This is a genomic window from Paludibacterium paludis, from assembly GCF_018802605.1.
Taxonomy (GTDB): Bacteria; Pseudomonadota; Gammaproteobacteria; order Burkholderiales; family Chromobacteriaceae; genus Paludibacterium; species Paludibacterium paludis.
On the sequence record NZ_CP069161.1, the window covers coordinates 1,465,720 to 1,485,024 of the forward strand.

A 19,305-nucleotide genomic window follows, 5' to 3' on the forward strand; every position below is an offset into this window, starting at 1 on the left:
CTATCATCCGGGTATGACCCCTTTTGCTTCCGTGAACTTCGGACGGCGCCTCGAGGCGCTGCCTGGCGAAATGCTGCGCCGCGTCCGGCCGCAGCCGTTGCCGGACCCGTATGCCATCGCGATCAACCGCCCGTTGGCGCGCGAGCTGGGCATCGACCCGGACAGTCTGCTGCTGCCCGACGCGCTGGCGGTGCTCGCCGGCAACCGAGTCCCCGACGGCGCGCAACCGCTGGCGACGTGCTATTCCGGTCACCAGTTCGGCCAGTACGTGCCGCAGTTGGGCGACGGCAGGGCCTTGCTGCTGGGAGATACGCCCTGGCGCGGCGAAAGGGCCGAATGGCAGCTCAAGGGCGCGGGCATGACGCCGTTCTCGCGCATGGGCGATGGCCGCGCCGTGCTGCGCTCGAGCGTCCGCGAATACCTGTGTTCCGAGGCGATGCACGGGCTCGGGATTCCCACGACCCGGGCACTTGCCCTGGTCGGCTCGCCCGAGCGGGTGATGCGCGAGATGCCGGAAACCGCCGCCGTGGTGACGCGCATCGCCGAAAGCTTCCTGCGTTTCGGCCATTTCGAAGTCGCCTATCATCGCGGCATGACCGACGCCACCCGTGCCCTCGCGGCATTCCTGATCGAGCACCATTACCCCGAATGCCGGGACCGCGAAGAGCCGGTCCTGGCCCTGTTCGAGCGGATCGTTGAGCGCACGGCGGGGCTGATGGCCGCCTGGCAGAGCGTGGGGTTCTGTCATGGCGTGATGAACACCGACAACATGTCGCTGCTCGGCCTGACGCTCGATTACGGCCCTTTCGGATTTCTCGACGATTTCGATGCCGGGCATATTTGCAACCATTCCGATCACAGCGGGCGCTACGCCTTCGGCGAGCAGCCGAGGGTCGCGCTGTGGAATCTTTATTGCCTGGGGTCGGCGTTCCTGCCGCTGGCGAGCGAAGCGGCGCTGGTCGGTGTGCTTGAGCGGTACAGCGCGATGTTCGAGACCGAGTGGCTGGCCCGCCTGCGTCAGAAGCTGGGGTGGCGGGGGGAGGAGACAGGCGATGTGGCGCTGATCGAGGCGCTGTTCGCGCTGCTGCAGGAGGGTCGCGCCGACTACACGCTGTTTTTCCGGACACTGGCCGATGTCGATGAGCCGGGGGGCGCCGACCGGCTGGCCGGGCTGTTCGCGACGGGGGCCGACATCGGCGGCTGGCTGGAGGCGTGGCGGCGTCGCGCGGCATCGGACGGGCGCGGCATGGACGAGCGTAAGCGCGCGATGCACGGCGTCAATCCGCGCTTCGTGCTGCGCAATCACCTGGCGGAGCTGGCGATCCGCGCGGCTCGCGACGAAGGGAACTTCGCCCCGATCGCCCGTCTTGCCGAGTGCCTGGCCCGTCCGTTCGACGAGCAACCGGAAAACAGCGATTTGGCGGGGCGGCCGCCCGAATGGGCGCGCGAGATTTCCGTTAGCTGTTCGAGCTGATCAACCGAGCGGGTGGGCTGACAGTTCCCCGCCGTCAAGCTTCAGAAAACCGCCCTTGCCGTCGTGCCAGTCGCGGATGACCCAGCGCTCGGCCGTGCGCCCGTCCTTCGCATGGCGGTGTGTCGCGGGGCGGTGGGTGTGGCCATGGATCAGCGTCGGCCAGCCATGGCTATCAAGCAAGGCTTCGACGGCGTCGGCGGTGACATCGGAGATCTCGCTCATTCCGACGGCGGCTTTGTTGGCTTCGCTCATGCGCCGGGCATGTTCGGCCATCGCGCGCCGCTCCGCCAGCGGCCGCGCCAGCATCGCCGCTTGCCAGGCGGGGGAGCGGCTTTGCGCGCGGAACGCCTGGTAGGCGGTGTCGGCGGTGCATAGCGCATCCCCGTGCGTCAGCAAGAAGCGTGCGCCGGCCTGCCCGATCAGGGCCGGATCGGTGATGATCCGGGCTCCGCTGCGCGCTTCGAATCCCTTCCCCATCAGGAAGTCCCGGTTGCCGTGCATGACATGCAGCGGCGTGCGCCGGCTGAAATCCTTCATCGCCGCAAGCAACGGCTCGAGCGCCGGCGTGTCGTCGTCGTCGCCGATCCAATACTCGAAAAGATCGCCCAGAATGTAGAGCGCGTCGATCCGTCCTTGCCAGGCGTCGAGCGTATCGACGAACAGCCGGTCAAGATCCGGCGTGCCATCGGACAGGTGCAGATCGGAAATGAAATGGATGGGCATGGTGTCAATGGCGGCCCGCGGTCCGGGCCGCCCTGTCCTGGCGGAGTGGAACGGGGGTCAGATGATCTCGGCTTTTTCGATCACGACCGGCTCGAGCGGCACATCCTGATGCATGCCGTTGCGGCCGGTGCGTACCGTCTTGATGCGATCGACCACGTCCTGGCCTTGCACCACGGCGCCGAATACGGCGTAGCCCCAGCCTTGGGCGCTTTCCGACGTAAAGTTCAGAAAATCGTTATCGGCAACGTTGATGAAAAACTGGGCCGAGGCGGAATGCGGATCCATGGTGCGGGCCATGGCGATCGTGTAGGTCGCATTGGAGACACCGTTGTTGGCTTCGTTCTTGATCGGTTCGCGAGTGGACTTCTGCTCCATGTCGGCCGTGAAACCGCCGCCCTGGATCATGAAACCGTTGATGACACGGTGGAAGATCGTGCCGTCGTAGTGGCCGCTCTTGACGTACTCTTCGAAGTTCGCGGCGGTGACCGGAGCCTTGTCGGCGAAAAGCTCAAGTACGATTTCGCCGAAATTGGTAGTCAGTTTGATCATGTCGGGTTTTCCTTGGAGTAATGGAGGTGGCGTCAGCGCTTCAGTATGACGGCTTTTTTCAGGACGACGGGTGTGAGGGGCACATCGGGCATACCTTGGCCGACGCCGGTGTCGACGCGGGAAATGCGCTTGACGACGTCCATGCCGCGGGTCACCTTGCCGAACACGGCATAGCCCCATCCGCCCGGTGTGGGCGCTTTATAGTCCAGGCGGCTGTTGTTGGCAACGTTGAAGTAGAACTGGGATGTCGCCGAATCCGGCGCTTCCGTGCGCGCCATGGCGATGGTGCCTTCGAGGTTCGACAGCCGGTTCGCCGATTCGTTGGGAATCGGCGCGCCGGCCGGCTTTTCGGTCATCTCGGGCGTAAAGCCCCCACCTTGCACGACAAAGCCGGGAATCACCCGGTGGAAGATCGTGCCGTCGTAAAATCCGGATTTCACGTAACCGAGAAAATTGGCGACCGAGCGCGGCGCCTTGTGCTCGTCAAGCGTCACCTCGATGGCGCCAAGCGTCGTCTCGAATCGCACCACGGGAGCCGCGCAAGCGAGCGAGGACGCCAGCGCGAGCGGCAGCAGCAGCCAGTTTGTCAGTTTCATCATGAAGCGCCTTCGGGCGTCCGGCAGGTTGACAAAGTCGCGATTCTAGCACAGCCACCGGCGCCGGCGTGACGTTCCCAAACCAGAGGCTGGGTTCCCGGGTCGGGAACGAACACGCGCTTGACGTCCGAGCTGCGCGCATCGCCCTGTCGTGAGACGGGTAAACGCCGGGCGTTATGATCGGTTGGGCTGTAAGTCACACCGGCGCCATGGTAGCCGGTAACCTCCGCGTGATCAAAGCCTTCCTTGCGCAGCGCCCTGGCCAGCGAGAGCGCGAACGGCTCCTTGCGTACGGCGCTTCCCCATAGGCCGAAGAGTCCCGGTTTTTTCTGTTGCGGCAGCGCCGCCGCGTCAAGCTCCCGCTTTTCGAAGGTATGGGCCAATTCCTCACGCAACGCCTCCATGGTTTTCCTGTCCTCGTCGTGGCGGGTGATGAGGGGCATCAATGGCTTGTTCCTGACTGCGCGTGTCTGATTCTTGCCGAGCGCCTGCTCCACCTGATCGATGTGCGCGAATGGCGCGTTAGAGAACCGCGCGCGGCCTCGTCTCGGCGTGTTGGCGACCGTGAGCGGGCGGTTCGGGCCGACTGGCGAGGGACCGCCGCCTCCGGATGAGGCGGGTGGCGTGGCGGAGATGGGGGGCATGGGAATCCTGATTCTGCCGGGAGCGATGAGTGAATGGTGATTTCGTACTGTAGAGTGCGAGCCGTCTTTTCCCCGCTTTCACAAATCGGGCAGCAATGCGCCTCCCGGTATGAATCCCCTCTTGCCGACAGGGTGGGCTGTGCGTAGGCTTAAGACCAAGGACATCGAATTTCGGCTGGATACCGCATACCGTCATGATCTCGCTTCCTTTTCGCCCCCGCTCCCTGGAACTTCTCACGCATTACGACCGCAAGCGTTTCCGTCTGGATCTGATGGCGGGTCTCACCGTCGGCGTTGTCGCCTTGCCGCTGGCGATGGCGTTCGCGATGGCCTCCGGCGTGCCTCCCCAGGCGGGGCTGTTCACGGCGGTGATAGCCGGGTTCCTGACCTCGCTGCTGGGCGGGACGCGGGTGTGCATTTCCGGGCCGACCGGCGCGTTCATCGTGGTGTTGTACGGCATCGTCGTGAAATACGGTGTGGCCAATCTGTTGCTGTGCACCTTCATGGCCGGCGCGATGCTGGTGTTGATGGGCGTGTTGCGGCTTGGTCAAGTGATCCGTTTTTTTCCGATGCCGCTGATCACGGGGTTCACCAACGGCATCGCCGTACTTATCTTCCTTACGCAGCTAAAGGATTTCTTCGGCTTGCCCATCGTTTCGATGCCGGCAGGATTTTTTGCGGTGGTCAGCGTGATCGTTCACCGGCTTGGCGAGTTCGATGCGCCGACGCTGGCGCTGTCGGGCGGTTCGCTGTTGTTGATCCTGCTGTGGCCCAAGGCCCTCAACAAGCACCTGCCGTCCCCCTTCGTGGCGCTGGTGCTGGCCACCCTGGCGGCCTGGCTGTTTCATTTGCCGGTCCAGACGCTGGGCAGCAAATTCGGCGGCATTCCCCAGGGATTGCCCGAGTTTCGCATGCTGAGTCTGGACTGGCGCCATCTCTCGGAATTGATGGCGCCGGCTTTCACCATCGCGCTTTTGGGCGCTATCGAGTCGTTGTTGTGCGCGGTGGTGGCGGACGGCATGACCCAGGACAGGCATGATGCCAATCAGGAACTGATTGCGCAGGGCATCGCCAATATGGTGGTGCCGTTCTTCGGCGGGATTCCCGCAACCGGGGCGGTCGCGCGCACGGCGACCAATATCGGCAACGGCGGGCAAACACCGATGGCGGGGATCGTGCACGCCATGGTGCTGCTGCTGGTTCTGCTGATCGCGGCGCCGTTGGCGGCCTATGTGCCGCTCGCGGCCTTGGCGGCGATTCTCGTGTCGGTGGCGATCAAGATGGGCGACTGGAATTTCGCGCGCCTGCGGCAGTTTCCACTGCATGACAGCGGTGTGCTGATCGCGACGTTCCTGTTGACGGTGATGTTCGACCTGACCGTCGCTGTCGAAATCGGCCTTCTTGCCTCGGCGGTGTTCTTCATTCAGAGCATGGCGCGCAATACCAGCGTCAATGCATTGCGGCCGGAGCATGCGGCGCTGTTCGAGCGCCACTCCATTGCCGGCAAGACGCTGCCCATGGGCTGCGCGGCCTTCCGTATCGAGGGGGCGTTGTTTTTCGGGGCGGCGGACATTGTCGACGACATCGTGAACGCGTCGCCGCAGGCGCGGGTGGTGATCCTGCAATTGCACCGGCTGGTGATGCTCGACGCGACCGGTCTTCTCGCCCTTTCCCAGTTGAACCGCACGCTGGCCGAGCGCGGCAAGGTGCTGATTCTGTGCGGCGCGGGCCGGGAGGTGCTGCAGTTGCTCGATCAGTCGGCGCTGGAGGAGGAGATGGGCGAGCGCAATCTGCAGCCCGATCTGGCCGCGGCGATCGAACGCGCCGAAGAGCTGCTCATCAGCGGGGTGGTCTGGGCCTGATGAACAAAGCCGGGCCCGGAACGGGCCCCGGCTTCACTCGAAACGGTCGATGATGGTTTCGTCGGCGTTGAGCATGCGCGCCGGCGCGCCAACGAGGAGCGCGTCGGCCGGGCCGATCAGGCGCTCGTCCTTGTCGGGATAGGGAAGCTGGTGCAGGAAATGGCGGATGCAATTGAGCCGGGCGCGTTTCTTGTCGTCCGACTTGATGACGGTCCAGGGCGCGTCCGCCGTATCGGTGTGGAAGAACATGGCCTTCTTGGCCGCGGTGTAGTCGTCCCATTTGTCCAGCGACTGGATGTCGATCGGCGACAGTTTCCAGTGCTTGAGCGGGTCGTCGCGGCGCGAGATGAAGCGGCGCAGCTGTTCTTCGCGGCTCACGGAAAACCAGTACTTGAACAGACGGATGCCGCTGTTGGTCAGCATGCGTTCCAGTTCCGGAGCCTGGCGCATGAACTCCAGATACTCCGTGGGATTGCAGAAACCCATCACGCGTTCCACCCCCGCCCGGTTGTACCAGGAGCGGTCGAAAAACACCATTTCGCCGGCGGTCGGGAAGTGCTGGATGTAACGCTGGAAATACCATTGGCCAAGTTCGGCCTCGCTGGGTTTTTCCAGGGCGATGACCCGGGCGCCGCGCGGATTGAGGTGTTCCATGAAGCGCTTGATGGTTCCCCCCTTGCCGGCCGCGTCGCGGCCTTCGAACAGCACGACAATGCGCTGGCCGGTTTCCTTGACCCAGTTCTGCACTTTCAGCAGCTCGATCTGCAGCGGCGCTTTCATGCGTTCGTAGTCGGGGCGGCGCAGGCGGCTGCGGTAAGGGTAGCTTGCCGGCAGCGGGGCGGTGGTGCTGTCCTCGCTCGTGCCGCGCGGGGCGTTGGCGACATGCAGGGCGACCGGCTCGTGGCTGACCGCCTCGATCTCTTTGGCGGCCTTGGCGCGGGCCGCGCGCGCACGGGATTTGCGGCCGGCCGCCGGGGGCGGTTCCGCGCCATCCGGGGCATCATGGACGGACGGCGAAGGGATCCGGTCGTCGTCGGAAGGATGTGTCATGCGATGGCTCCGTGGGCGTTGTCGTCGTTTCATGCTACGCCGCAAACCGGCCTCAAGTCGACATGACGAAAGGGATTTTCTGATCTTTGTCAGATGCCGCGAAACGGCGGGGCGGGGGGAAAACGCGGGGGGGAAAACGCGGCGGAAATCAGGTACAATCGCCTGTCGATCTGAAACAGAACATCCCGCAAAAATGAGTACGGAAAACAACGCACCGGTTGTCAGCAATTTCATTCGCTCCATCATCGATGAGGACCTGGCATCGGGCAAGCACAGCACCATCGTGACCCGCTTCCCGCCCGAACCCAACGGCTACGCCCACATCGGCCACGCCAAGGCGATCTGTATCAACTTCGGCCTTGCCGACGACTACCGGGGCAAGTGCAACCTGCGCATGGATGACACCAATCCCGAAAAGGAATCGGACGAATTCGTGCAGGCGATGAAGGAAAACATCGCTTGGCTGGGGTATACCTGGGACGGCGAGGTGCGCTTCGCTTCCGACTATTTCGACCGCCTGTTCGGCTACGCGGTCGAGCTGATCAAGGCCGGCAAGGCCTACGTCGACGATCTCTCCGCCGACGAGATGCGCGAATACCGCGGCACGCTGACCGAGCCGGGCCGTGACAGCCCGCATCGCAATCGCGCTGTCGAGGAAAACCTCGACCTTTTCATGCGCATGAAGGCCGGCGAGTTTCCGGACGGCAGCCGCACGCTGCGCCTGAAGATCGACATGGCGTCGGGCAACATCAATCTGCGCGATCCGGTCATCTACCGTATCCGCCGCGTGCATCACCACCGCACCGGCGACGCATGGTGCATCTATCCGATGTACGACTACACGCATTGCATTTCGGACGCGATCGAGGGCATCACCCATTCGCTGTGCTCGCTGGAATTCGAATCCCATCGTCCGCTGTACGACTGGGTGCTCGACAACATCAGCATCGGTTGCCATCCGCGCCAGTACGAGTTCTCCCGTCTCGAACTCCTGTATGCGCTGACCTCCAAACGCAAGCTGCAGCAGCTGGTCAATGACGGCCTGGTCGGCGGCTGGGACGATCCGCGCATGCCGACCATCGCCGGGATGCGCCGCCGCGGCTACAGCCCGGCCGGTATCCGCCTGTTCTCCCAGCGTTGCGGTGTGTCCAAGAGCGAAAACATCATCGACATGAGCGTGCTCGAAGGCGCCGTGCGCGAAACCCTGGAGAACGAGGCCCCGCGCGTGATGGCCGTCATCCGGCCGCTCAAGGTGACGCTGACCAATTATCAGGATGGTGTGACCGGCTCGCGCAGCGCGCCGTTCCATCCGCATCACCCGGAATTCGGCGAGCGCGACGTGCCGCTGTCCCGCGAGATCTGGATCGACGAGGACGATTTCGCCGAAACCCCGCCGGCCGGCTGGCAGCGGCTGACCCTGGGCGGCGAAGTGCGCCTGCGCTATTCCTACGTGATCCGTTGCGACGAGCTCGTCAAGGACGAAAGCGGTCGGGTGGTCGAGCTCAAGTGCTCGATCGATCACGAGACCCTGGGCAAGAATCCGGTCGGCCGCAAGGTCAAGGGTGTGATTCACTGGGTGGCCGCTGCCCACGCCGTCGAGGCCGAGGTGCGCCTCTACGACCGGCTCTTCACCGTGCCGCGTCCCGATGCCGTGCGCGGCGAGGATGGCGAATACCTGGATTTCCGCCAGTTCGTCAATGCCGATTCGCTGACCGTGACGCGCGCCCTTGTCGAACCCGTGGTGCTGAATGCCGCGCCCGAAACCCGCTATCAGTTCGAGCGTGTCGGTTACTTCGTGACGGACCGCCATGACCATGTTCCGGGTTCGAAGCCGGTGTTCAACCGGACCGTGGGCCTGAAAGATTCCTGGAGCAAGTGAGCATGCTGACGCTTTTCAATACCCTGACACGGCGCAAGGAAGCGTTCCGGCCGATCGAGCCGAACAAGGTCAGCATGTACGTCTGCGGCATGACCGTGTACGACTACTGCCACCTCGGGCACGCCCGGGTGATGGTCGTGTTCGACATGGTCGCCCGCTGGCTGAGGGCTTCCGGTTACGACCTGACCTATGTGCGCAACATCACCGACATCGACGACAAAATCATCAAGCGCGCCGCCGAGAACGGTGAATCGATCGAATCGCTGACCGGCCGCTTCATCGCGGCCATGGACGAGGACAGCGCGGCGCTGGGCGTGCGCCGTCCCGACCATGAGCCGCGCGCCACGGCGTTCGTGCCGGGCATGGTGGCGATGATCCGACGCCTGATCGACAACGGCAAGGCCTATGCCGCCGGCAATGGTGACGTGTACTACGCGGTGCGCGAGTTCGCCGGCTACGGCAAGCTCTCCGGCAAGAGTCTCGAGGACCTGCGCGCCGGCGAGCGGGTCGGCGTGGATCCTTTCAAGCGCGATCCGCTGGATTTCGTGCTGTGGAAGGCCGCCAAACCGGGCGAGCCCTCCTGGCCGTCGCCGTGGGGCGAAGGCCGTCCGGGCTGGCACATCGAGTGCTCGGTGATGAGCGAGCATCATCTTGGCGAGCATTTCGACATCCATGGCGGCGGGGCGGATCTGCAGTTCCCCCATCACGAAAACGAGATCGCGCAGTCCGAGGGCGCGCACAATCACGATTTCGTCAATTACTGGATGCACAACGGCTTTATCCGCGTCGACAACGAAAAGATGTCCAAATCGCTGGGCAACTTCTTCACGATCCGCGAAGTGCTGGAGAAGTACGACCCGGAAGTGGTGCGCTTCTTCATCCTGCGCGCGCATTACCGCAGCCCGCTGAATTATTCGGATGCGCATCTGGACGACGCGCGCGGCAGCCTGACCCGCCTGTACACCGCGCTCAAGGGCGTCGACGCGCAAGAGGCGGCGCCGGATTACGGCACGGATTACGGCCGGCGCTTCAAGGCGGCGATGGACGACGACTTCAATACCGTCGAAGCCGTTGCCGTGCTGTTCGAACTCGCGGCGGAAGTGAACCGGACCGGCTCGGCGGCCCTCGCGTCCGAACTGAAGTCGCTGGCGGGCGTGCTCGGCCTTCTGGGGCGCGATCCGCAAGCCTTCCTGCAAGGGGGCGCCGACGATGCGTCCGAGATCGAGGCGCTGATCGAGGCGCGCAAGGCCGCGCGCGCGGCGAAGAACTGGGCGGAGTCGGATCGGGTGCGGGACGAGCTGGCGGCGCGCGGCATTGTCCTCGAGGACGGCCCGCAAGGAACGACCTGGCGCCGGGCCTGAGCCGACAGACTTGTCAAGCGGCGTAGTTTGGCCGCATAATGCGATGTTTCCAAAGCGGTACAGGCAAAACCCCTGTACCCGATTTTTTCAAGGACGAGCAATGAAAACCGATATTCACCCGAATTATCACGATCTGAGCGTGACCTGCTCCTGCGGCAACAAGTTCACGACCAAGTCGACCATGAGCAAGGAAAGCTTCACGATCGAAGTCTGCTCGCAATGCCATCCGTTCTACACCGGCAAGCAGAAGATCGTTGACACCGCCGGCCGCGTTGACAAGTTCAACCAGAAGTTCGGTGGTTTCTTCAAGCGCTAAGCCGCTACGAAGCACTGAAAGGGCAGCGTTCGCTGCCTTTTTTTATTTGGGCCTGAGAGTATGCTGACTTACACCCCGGATTCCGCGTCCAAGCTTCCCGTTCCCACGGAAAAACCCTGGCTTTTGCTGCTGCTCGCCTTCCTTTGGCTGTGGCCCGGCATTTTCGGTCATGACCCGTGGCGGCCGGACGAACCGTATACCATGGCGGTTGTCAGCGAAATGCTGCGCACCGGGAACTGGATGCTGTTGTCAATCCAGGGCGAGCCCTATCTGACCTATCCCCCGCTGTACTACTGGGTGAGTTCGGCGTTTGTCTCGGGCCTGTCGCCATGGCTGATGAGCCCCGTGGATGCCGCGCGGCTAGCCACGCCGTTCTTCATGGCCTTGTCCCTGCTGTTCGCCGGCTGCGCCGGCCGCGAGCTGATTGGCCGTCGTCATGGCCGCAGCGTCGTGCTGATCATGATGGGTTGCCTGGGGCTGATGGATACCGGGCATCAATTGACGCCGGTGGTCGCCGGTTTCGCGGGTTTCTCCGCGGCCTTTTATGCGTTGATCCTGGCCTTGCGCTCTCCGGCCCTGGGCGGCGTGCTGCTGGGGGCCGCCAGCGTCGTGCTGTTCCTTTCCTCGAGCTTGCTGGAGGTCATGCTGGTGTGGGCCGTGGCGGTCATGCTGCCGGCCTTTGCCGCGTGGCGCACCCGCCGTTACGTCATCACGCTCGCCATGGCCCTGCTGTTCGGCTTGCCCCTGGCGCTGATCTGGCCGATGAAACTGGCGGCCAGCCATCCGGCCATGTTCGATTTGTGGTGGTCGGCCCATGCCCTCGGACCGCTGGAAGGCTTCAGCCATCTGGGACTGTTCCACGATGTCGGCTACTATTTCATCACTTCGATCTGGTACGCCTGGCCGGCCTGGCCGCTGGCCGCCTGGACCCTGTGGCGCAGCCGCCGTTACGATGAGCCCTTGCTGCAACTGCCCCTGATGTTCTTCGCGATCATCATCCTGCTTTTGACGTTTTCCGATCGGCAGGCCACCGAACATGCCATGCCGCTGCTGTTGCCGATGGCCCTGCTTGCCGCCATCGAGCTCGATTCGGTCAAGCGCGGCGCGGCCGCCTTTCTTAACTGGTTCGGGTTGATGACGTTCGGTTTTTTCGGGCTGGTGCTCTGGTTGGGGTGGTTCGCCCTGCACTTTGGCTGGCCCGGGAAACTTGCCGAGCGCGCCGCCTACCTGAGTCCGTTTTACCGGCCCGAGCCGGCGGTGATTGCGCCGATGGTCGCTGTCGTCGCCACCTTGGTGTGGGGATGGGCGGTGACCCGGCGCAATCTGCGCGGGCGGCAGGCCGTCACCAATTGGGCCGCCGGACTCACCTTGTTCTGGGGATTGGCGGCGACACTCGCCTTGCCGTGGGTGAACTCCTTCAAGAGCTACGGTCCGGTGGTGGAGCGCATGGAGGCGCAATTGCCGGTCGGGGTGGACTGCGTGGGTGTGGCAAAGAAAAACATGATGGCGCGCATCAGTTGGGACTACTATGCGCATCGCACCTTGAAAGCCTTTGACACGGATCAGGATTCCTCGTGCAGTTACCGGCTGATCATGAGGCCGCGCGATGAGGCGACTGTCGACGTGCCTGGCTGGAAAGACATCTGGGTCGGCAGCCGTCCTCGCGAAAAGCGCGAGATTTTCGTGCTGCAGCAGCGGGTTGCCGTCCCCGCGGCCGGCAAAGCGCGGGACATGCCGGACAGCACAAAAGATTTCGTCATCGATTGACCCCCTGAAAAACCTTGCCCGAACCGGCGAGGTTTTTTTTTCGGGTGGTGGGCATGACCGTTTCTTGAAAGCCGGGACCTGCCCGGAGGGGTAGAGTTGGAATCTCCTTCATCATTTGGCCGATAGACCATGCCTGCTATCCGTGTTCCTCCTTCTTTTTCACGGTTGACGCGTTGCGACGCGTTTCGCGCTCCAGCGGACGGGGCGCGGCGCTATATGTCCGCGCGCCGCTGCGAAATCCAACCAACTTGTGTCGAGACCAGGCCCGCGCTGAAAAGCCGTCTACTCGCCTCGCTGCAACGTGTGACAGGATGGTTGCGTCCTGGGGCGCGTCATCGCGATCTGTATTCGGCGCCTCCCGGCGCTTACAACCCTGTCGTGCGAGCCCAATCCATCGTCGCCCGTTTTTTCCGGGATATGGACCGGATGGAAACGCTTTTCTCCCGGTTGACGGAGGGGGGCGGTGACTGTGACCAGAATCGGCTGCTGGATTTCAGTGAGGAGATCGCCGCCAAAATGGAGTCGGCTTGCCGGGCGTTAAGTGCGCTGAGGCCTTCCGCCATGGCGCGTCTTCGCGGTGGATTTTCGCTGTTAACAAGCCGGGACAATGCGCTGCTCGTCGAACATATCGACCTTTCCCTACAAAAAGTGCGCGAGAGAGCCGATGCGGCTGCGCAGGAAAATTGGCGCTGTTTGTCCGCTGAGGGTTGATCGCATGGCCGAGGATGGACGATGCGGATGGAACGGAATGAAGGCTGGTCCGGCAAGACCTGAACTTGTCGCGGCAAGGCAGGGTCGAGGGCAGGTCTGAAACGGGTGAAAACGCCACGCGCGTGATCATGTGGTGGATCGCGCCGGGTTTTGACCGATCAGGCTGGCACCATCCTGACGGGCGTTCTTTATGAAGGGCGGGAGTGGAGGAGCATGGCGTGCCGCCTCCATGTCCTGGTCTGTAATCAGCCCGCAGTGCCACGCACGCTTGTCGTCATCGGTGCGCAACGGTGTGGTGTGGGCTTCAGCCCCCAGCGGTGGGGATGAGGTTGTTGAGGCGTGGCCTGGGTCAGATTTGCGCCGGTGGTTTGGTGGTGCATGCCGTTGTTTCTTCGATGGTTTTTGGGCAGCGCCATTGTGGTTCGTGGTTGAGTCGGGCCGAGGCATCGGCGCTGTGGCGTTGTCGAGCTTTGCATGCTGTCCGTTCTTTCGTTGAGTGAAGGGCTTCCTGGAGTATGTCGGGGGTGCGGGGGGATGGCTTGCAAAAAACGGTCATGCGGCGGGGAAGAGGGACGCCATGCGGCGCCCCGGATTTCAGACTTGCAGCTCGGGCCGGTTGCGGAACAGTTCCAGTGCCTCGGGGTTGGCGAGCGCGGTGATGTTGAGCACCGGTTCATCGTGGATCACGTTTTTCACCGCCAGTTCCACAATCTTGCCGCTCAGAGTGCGGGGAATGTCGGTGACCTGGACGATGCGCGCCGGCACATGGCGCGGCGTGGCGCCCTTGCGGATCCGGTCCTTGATGTGCAGGGTCAGTTCCTCGTTGAGTACCCGGCCTGGTTTGAGGCGCACGAACAGCACCACGCGCTCGTCGTCTTCCCAGCGCTGGCCGACGGCGATCGACTCCACCACGTCGTCGAAGGTTTCCACCTGACGGTAGATCTCGGCGGTGCCGATACGCACGCCTCCCGGATTGAGCACGGCATCCGACCGCCCATAGATGATCACGCCATCGTGTTCGGTGATTTCGGCGAAGTCGCCGTGGCACCAGACCCCCTCGAAGCGTCCGAAGTAAGCGCTGCGGTAGCGCGAACCGTCCGGGTCGTTCCAGAAGCCTACCGGCATGGACGGGAAGGGGCCGGTACAGACCAGTTCCCCCTTTTCCTTGCGTAGCGGCCGTCCCTGCTCGTCGACCACGTCGACCGCCATGCCAAGTCCCCGGCACTGCAGCTCTCCGCGCCATACCGGCAGGTTGCCGCAGCCCAGGGCGAAGCAGGAGACAATGTCGGTGCCGCCAGAGATCGAGGCGAGGTTGATGTCCTGCTTGACGGACTGATAGACCCAATCGAAGCTTTCCGCCACAAGGGGGGAGCCGGTCGAGAACATCGTCCGGAGACTGTCCAGCCGGTAGTGCTCTTTCGGAATCAGCCCCTGCTTTTTCAAGCCATCGATGTATTTGGCCGAGGTGCCGAAATGGGTGCAGCCCTGATCCTGGGCATAGTCCCACAGAATATGGCCGTTGGCGGCGAACGGCGAGCCGTCGTAGAGCATCAGCGTAGCGCCGCTGGCCAGTCCGCTGACCAGCCAGTTCCACATCATCCATCCGCAGGTGGTGAAGTAGAAGAAGCGGTCATTTTCGTGAAGGTCGGCGTGCAGCTGGTGTTCTTTCAGATGCTGCAGCAAAGTGCCGCCCGTGCCATGGACAATGCATTTGGGTTTGCCCGTGGTTCCGCTGGAATAGAGGATGAAGAGCGGATGGTCGAACGCCACCCGCTCGAACACCGGCGCGGCCGGCGCGAACGGCGCCACGAAGTCGGCTAACGTCACGGCGCGCGGCACAGTGCGCGCGAAATCGTCGGTTTTGCCGACATACGGCACGACCACGATGCGTTCGACCGAAAGCAGGCTGTTGGAAAGATCGCGGATCTTGTCGCCGATCTCGATGATCTTGCCGTTGTACCAGTAACCGTCCGGGCAGAACAAGAGGCGCGGCGCGGTCTGGCCGAAGCGGTCGAGCGCGCCTTCGAGTCCGAAATCCGGCGAACAGCTGGTCCAGATCGCGCCCAGGCTGCTGGCCGCCAGCATGGCGGCGAGGGTGGCCGGCATATTGGGCATGAAGCCGGCGACGCGGTCGCCCTTGGCGATGCCGTGGGCGCGCATGGCCTGCTGCAGTCGGGAAACCTCCGCGCGCAGCTGATCGTGCGTCAAACTTTCTTCCAGCTGGTCTTCGCCCAGAAAGGTCAGGGCGGTGCCGTCGCCGGTGCGGCGCAGCAGGTTTTCCGCATAGCTTAACCGCGCCTCGGGAAAAAACCTCGCGCCGGGCATCGCGTTCGCCTCGGCGAGCGCCACATTTCCCTTGTCGCCGATCACACCGCAATAATCCCAGACCAGGGACCAGAACGCGCCGGGGTCCTCGATGGAGGCTTGCCACAGGCTCGGGTAATCGGGCAGCGGCGTCCCCCAGTGGGCACGGGCCAGTTTGGTGAATGCGGTCAGGTGCGAGGCGGCGAGGCGCGCCGGCCCGGGGCGCCAGAGCGGCGCCGGTGTGTTGTTCATAGGTTCTCCTGGCTATCTCGCAGTGGCTGCCGGCTGTCATGCCGGCTTGTTTTTCGTTGGGTCAGCTCGCCGCTGCCGGCGCGCCGAACGCCCGGGCGACCTTCGAGGCCGGTTCCCGGCCGAGGGCCTGGCTGACGAAGCCCGCCGCGTCGAGCAGGGCCGGCAGGTCAACGCCGGTGACGAAGCCTTCCCGTTCCAGCATCCATGCGACATCCTCTGTCGCGACGTTGCCGGATGCCCCTCGAGCATAAGGGCAGCCTCCCAATCCCGCAACCGAGGCGTCGAAGGTGCGAAGGCCCGCATCCAGCGATGCGCGGATGTTGGCGATCGCCATGCCGTAAGTGTCGTGGTAATGACCGGCCAGATGCGCGACCGGCACCATGCGGCTCACGGCGTCGAGCATCGCCAGTATCCTGCCGGGCGTGCCGGTGCCGATGGTGTCGCCCAGCGAGATCTGGTGGCAGCCCAGCTGGAACAGCTTGTCGGCCACTTCGGCCACCGTGCCCGGGGCGATATCGCCCTCGTAGGGGCAGGCCGCCACGCAGGAGACATAACCGCGGACGCGGATGCCGGCGCCGAGCGCTTCGCGGATCACCGGCGCGAAGCGCTCCAGGCTCTCCTCGATGCCGCAATTGATATTTTTCCGGCTGAAGGTTTCGCTGGCCGCGCCGAATACCGCGATATCCCTCGCTCCGGCGGCCATGGCGGCTTCCAGTCCTTTCAAATTGGGTACCAGTACCGGATAGCGGATGCTCCCGCCGGTGTCGAGGCGCGACAGCAGCTCGGCCGATCCGGCCATTTGCGGAACCCATTTGGGCGAGACGAAGGCGCCGGCCTCGATGTCCTTGAGTCCGGCGGCGGCGAGTTTGCGAATCAGTTCGTGCCGGATATCGATGCTCAATTCCCGGGACTCGTTTTGCAGGCCGTCGCGCGGCCCGACTTCAACAAGCGTGACCTGTCTCATGGGCTTACTCCGCTTCGAAATCGATCAGGTCCGCACCGTCGTCCACCTGATCGCCCGGCGCGAAATAAAATGCCTTGACCACGCCATTGGCGGGCGCCGCCAGGGTGTGCTCCATTTTCATGGCTTCCAGAATCATCAGGGGGGTGCCTTTTTCCACCCGGGCGCCAACGGGCGCGCAGCAGGTGACAACCCGTCCCGGCATCGGCGCCTTCAGATGCGTTTCGCCATGCGGCGCGCCATCTCCGGCAGCGAACGGATCGATCAGGCTCGCCTCCACGCGACGACCGCCAACGAAGAGCGTGCGCCCCTGTCCCCGGCTCAGATACGTGGCGGCAAGTTTTCTGCCCTCCAGATCGGCGTGCAGCATCGTCCCGTCAAGTGTGCCGCGAGCCGTCATGCGCCGGCCGCGCACCTCGATGGTCAATGCCGGGAGGGCGCCTTCCAGTGTCAGCGATTCGATCGCCTCGCCAATCCGGATCTCCAGATGCCGCGTCCTGCGGCCGTTGAGCCGCCAGTCGCGGCGTGTCAGCCAAGCCTCGTCGCCGGGTCGATGTCCGGCCAGCGTCTCGGCCAGTGCGATGAGCGCGAGTTCTTCATCGGTGGCGGGGGCTTCGGCGGCAAACAGCTCGTTCTGATGGCGTTCGATCAGGCCGGTGTCGACCTTGCCGGAGGCGAAGGCGGGGTGACGGACAATCCGCCCGAGAAAACGCAGATTGGTGGCGACGCCCGCCACGCGGTAATCGTCGAGGGCGCGGGCGAGGCGGGCGAGGGCGGCTTCGCGGGTTTCGTCCCAGACGATCAGTTTGGCGATCATCGGGTCGTAGAACGGCGAAATGCTGTCGTTTTCCTCCACCCCGGTATCGATGCGCACATGCGGCCCGCAGGCCGGTGCGGACAGATGCGTCAGGGTGCCGGTGGATGGCAGAAAACCGCGCTCCGGGTCTTCGGCGTAGACTCGCGCCTCGATGGCGTGCCCGCGCGCGCTGATCTGCGACTGCGCGAGCGGCAGAGGCTGGCCGCTGGCGACGCGGATCTGCCATTCGACCAGATCGAGTCCGGTAATCATTTCGGTGACCGGATGTTCCACCTGCAGCCGCGTGTTCATCTCCATGAAGTAGAAGTCGCCATGGCGATCCATGATGAATTCCACGGTGCCCGCGCCGACATAACCCACGGCGCGGGCGGCCGTGCAGGCCGCATCGCCCATCGCGCGGCGCACGTGGGCCGGCAGATGCGGCGCGGGCGCCTCCTCGAGCACTTTCTGGTGACGGCGCTGCACGGAGCAATCCCGCTCGAGCAGGTAGACGCACTCGCCGAATGTGTCGGCGAATACCTGGACTTCGACGTGGCGGGGCGCTTCGAGGTATTTCTCCACCAGTACGCGGTCATCGCCGAAGCTCGCTTGCGCTTCGCGCTGGCAGGAGGCGAGCGCGGCGGCGAAGTCTTCCGCCCGCTCGACAATGCGCATGCCTTTGCCGCCGCCGCCCGCGCTCGCCTTGATGAGCACCGGGTAACCGATGGCGGCCGCCTCGCGTTCGAGACGCGCCGGATCCTGATCCTCTCCATGGTAGCCGGGCACCAGCGGCACGCCGGCTTGCGACATCAGCGCCTTGGCCGCGGATTTGGAGCCCATCGCGGCGATGGCGGAGGCCGGCGGTCCGATGAAGCGCAGGCCGGCGGCCGCGCAGGCATCGGCGAAGGCTTCGTTTTCAGAGAGAAAACCGTATCCCGGATGCACGGCGCAGGCGCCGGACGCACGGGCTATGTCGAGAATCCGGTCGGCGCGCAGATAGGACTCCGCGGCCGGCGCGGGGCCCAGGCGCCAGGCCTCGTCGGCCAGGCGCACGAACCGCGCGTTCTCGTCCGCGTCCGAATACACGGCGATGGTGCGGATGCCGAGGCGCTTGGCCGTACCGATCACGCGGCAGGCGATTTCGCCGCGGTTGGCGATCAGGATCGATCCGATCAGGGCCGGCGCGGCCCGCTCGTGCGGCGTCGGCGGGTTGGCCTGCCGGGCGGGGGATGTCGTTTCGGGCAAGGGATAGCAGTGCATGGCTTACTCCCGGTTCCAGTTGGCCGGCCGTTTCTCGAAAAAGGCATTCAAGCCCTCGCGCGCTTCGGGGGTCACCCGGATCGCCGCGATGCGTGAGGCCGTGTCCTCGAGGAGACCGTCATCCCATGGCGAGCCTTGCGCGAGTGTTTCCAGCAGTTCGCGGCATTCGCGCTGGGCGTAGGGGCCGCCACGGACCAGTTCGCCCGCGATCGCGGCGACGGTGTCGTCCAGCGCCTCCTCGGCGACCACTTCGTGAACCAGGCCAAGCTGTCGCGCCCGCTCGACGTCGATGCGTTCCGCGCTCAGAAAATACCGCCGGGCCTGGCGCGGTCCGATCGCTTCGGCCACATACGGGCCGATGGTGGCCGGGATCAGTCCGAGGCGCACTTCCGACAAACCGAAAACGGCCTTGTCGGTGGCGATCACGATATCGGCGGCGGCGGCCAGTCCCGTGCCGCCCGCGATGGCCGGGCCGTGGATGCGCGCGATCACCGGCTTGGGCGAGCGGTAGAGTGTCCTGAAGAGCAACGCGAGCGCATTGGCGTCGCGCCGGTTTTCCTGTTCGGTGAATTCCGCGGCGCGGCGCATCCAGTCAAGATCGGCGCCGGCGCAAAAGCTTTTGCCGCGCCCGGCCAGCACGATCACGCGAACCGATTCGTTCTTTTGCAAGGACTCGACCGCGTGGGTGAGTTCGCCGATCAGGATGTCGTTGAATGCGTTGTGCACGTCGGGCCGGTTCAGCCACACCGTGGCCACCGCGCCGTCACCGGTCAGTTCTAGAGTCTGGAATGTCATTGAGA

Annotated in this window: 16 protein-coding genes; 7 read left to right on the top strand and 9 right to left on the bottom strand. The window is 64.2% G+C overall.

Going from position 1 to position 19,305, the window contains the following annotated elements; all coding sequences use genetic code 11:
• Positions 1 to 13: 13 nt before the first annotated feature.
• Positions 14 to 1,474, top strand: a complete 1,461-nt coding sequence (locus tag JNO50_RS06715; RefSeq protein WP_189531016.1) for a protein adenylyltransferase SelO — start codon at positions 14 to 16, stop codon at positions 1,472 to 1,474.
• On the opposite strand, the gene JNO50_RS06720 is transcribed toward JNO50_RS06715, so the two are convergent.
• The 4 genes from JNO50_RS06720 to JNO50_RS06735 are packed head-to-tail and all read right to left on the bottom strand — an operon-like array spanning position 1,475 to position 3,986.
• Positions 1,475 to 2,197 (bottom strand): UDP-2,3-diacylglucosamine diphosphatase, encoded by a 723-nt coding sequence (locus JNO50_RS06720; RefSeq protein WP_189531013.1) that lies wholly within the window; start codon positions 2,195 to 2,197, stop codon positions 1,475 to 1,477.
• 57 nt (positions 2,198 to 2,254) lie between these two features.
• Positions 2,255 to 2,746 (bottom strand): peptidylprolyl isomerase, encoded by a 492-nt coding sequence (locus JNO50_RS06725; protein ID WP_189531011.1) that lies wholly within the window; start codon positions 2,744 to 2,746, stop codon positions 2,255 to 2,257.
• A 32-nt stretch (positions 2,747 to 2,778) separates the two neighbouring features.
• Entirely contained in the window at positions 2,779 to 3,345 is a 567-nt protein-coding gene (locus JNO50_RS06730; protein ID WP_189531010.1) for a peptidylprolyl isomerase, read from the bottom strand.
• Positions 3,342 to 3,986, bottom strand: coding sequence for a hypothetical protein (locus JNO50_RS06735; RefSeq protein WP_189531008.1), 645 nt, complete (start codon positions 3,984 to 3,986; stop codon positions 3,342 to 3,344). Before JNO50_RS06735 ends, JNO50_RS06730 begins: the two co-directional genes overlap by 4 nt.
• A gap of 194 nt (positions 3,987 to 4,180) precedes the next feature.
• Here JNO50_RS06735 and JNO50_RS06740 point away from each other — a divergent pair, with 194 nt between their 5' ends.
• Positions 4,181 to 5,848, top strand: coding sequence for a SulP family inorganic anion transporter (locus JNO50_RS06740; RefSeq protein WP_189531006.1), 1,668 nt, complete (start codon positions 4,181 to 4,183; stop codon positions 5,846 to 5,848).
• Positions 5,849 to 5,881: 33 nt separating this feature from the next.
• On the opposite strand, the gene ppk2 is transcribed toward JNO50_RS06740, so the two are convergent.
• On the bottom strand, positions 5,882 to 6,898 hold the full coding sequence (ppk2, locus tag JNO50_RS06745; RefSeq protein ID WP_189531005.1) for a polyphosphate kinase 2: 1,017 nt from the start codon (positions 6,896 to 6,898) through the stop codon (positions 5,882 to 5,884).
• A gap of 193 nt (positions 6,899 to 7,091) precedes the next feature.
• Between ppk2 and JNO50_RS06750 the strand changes: the two genes are divergently transcribed.
• From JNO50_RS06750 to JNO50_RS06770, 5 genes are all read left to right on the top strand, one after another.
• On the top strand, positions 7,092 to 8,777 hold the full coding sequence (locus tag JNO50_RS06750; protein WP_189531003.1) for a glutamine--tRNA ligase/YqeY domain fusion protein: 1,686 nt from the start codon (positions 7,092 to 7,094) through the stop codon (positions 8,775 to 8,777).
• A 2-nt stretch (positions 8,778 to 8,779) separates the two neighbouring features.
• Entirely contained in the window at positions 8,780 to 10,138 is a 1,359-nt protein-coding gene (gene cysS / locus JNO50_RS06755) for a cysteine--tRNA ligase (RefSeq protein WP_189531001.1), read from the top strand.
• A 100-nt stretch (positions 10,139 to 10,238) separates the two neighbouring features.
• On the top strand, positions 10,239 to 10,454 hold the full coding sequence (rpmE, locus tag JNO50_RS06760; protein WP_189530998.1) for a 50S ribosomal protein L31: 216 nt from the start codon (positions 10,239 to 10,241) through the stop codon (positions 10,452 to 10,454).
• Positions 10,455 to 10,514: 60 nt separating this feature from the next.
• A complete protein-coding gene (locus JNO50_RS06765) occupies positions 10,515 to 12,221 on the top strand; it encodes an ArnT family glycosyltransferase (protein WP_189530997.1) in 1,707 nt (568 codons plus the stop codon).
• Between the two features lie 129 nt (positions 12,222 to 12,350).
• The gene (locus JNO50_RS06770; protein ID WP_189530995.1) at positions 12,351 to 12,932 is read left to right on the top strand and encodes a hypothetical protein; all 582 of its coding nucleotides are present in this window, start codon (positions 12,351 to 12,353) and stop codon (positions 12,930 to 12,932) included.
• A 594-nt stretch (positions 12,933 to 13,526) separates the two neighbouring features.
• On the opposite strand, the gene JNO50_RS06775 is transcribed toward JNO50_RS06770, so the two are convergent.
• From JNO50_RS06775 to JNO50_RS06790, 4 genes are all read right to left on the bottom strand, one after another.
• Complete coding sequence (locus tag JNO50_RS06775) at positions 13,527 to 15,488, bottom strand: acetoacetate--CoA ligase (protein WP_189530993.1); 1,962 nt, start codon at positions 15,486 to 15,488, stop codon at positions 13,527 to 13,529.
• A gap of 61 nt (positions 15,489 to 15,549) precedes the next feature.
• The gene (locus JNO50_RS06780) at positions 15,550 to 16,452 is read right to left on the bottom strand and encodes a hydroxymethylglutaryl-CoA lyase (RefSeq protein WP_189530992.1); all 903 of its coding nucleotides are present in this window, start codon (positions 16,450 to 16,452) and stop codon (positions 15,550 to 15,552) included.
• A 4-nt stretch (positions 16,453 to 16,456) separates the two neighbouring features.
• Entirely contained in the window at positions 16,457 to 18,505 is a 2,049-nt protein-coding gene (locus JNO50_RS06785; protein WP_189530990.1) for an acetyl/propionyl/methylcrotonyl-CoA carboxylase subunit alpha, read from the bottom strand.
• Positions 18,506 to 18,508: 3 nt separating this feature from the next.
• On the bottom strand, positions 18,509 to 19,300 hold the full coding sequence (locus JNO50_RS06790) for an enoyl-CoA hydratase/isomerase family protein (RefSeq protein WP_189530988.1): 792 nt from the start codon (positions 19,298 to 19,300) through the stop codon (positions 18,509 to 18,511).
• Positions 19,301 to 19,305 lie beyond the last annotated feature (5 nt).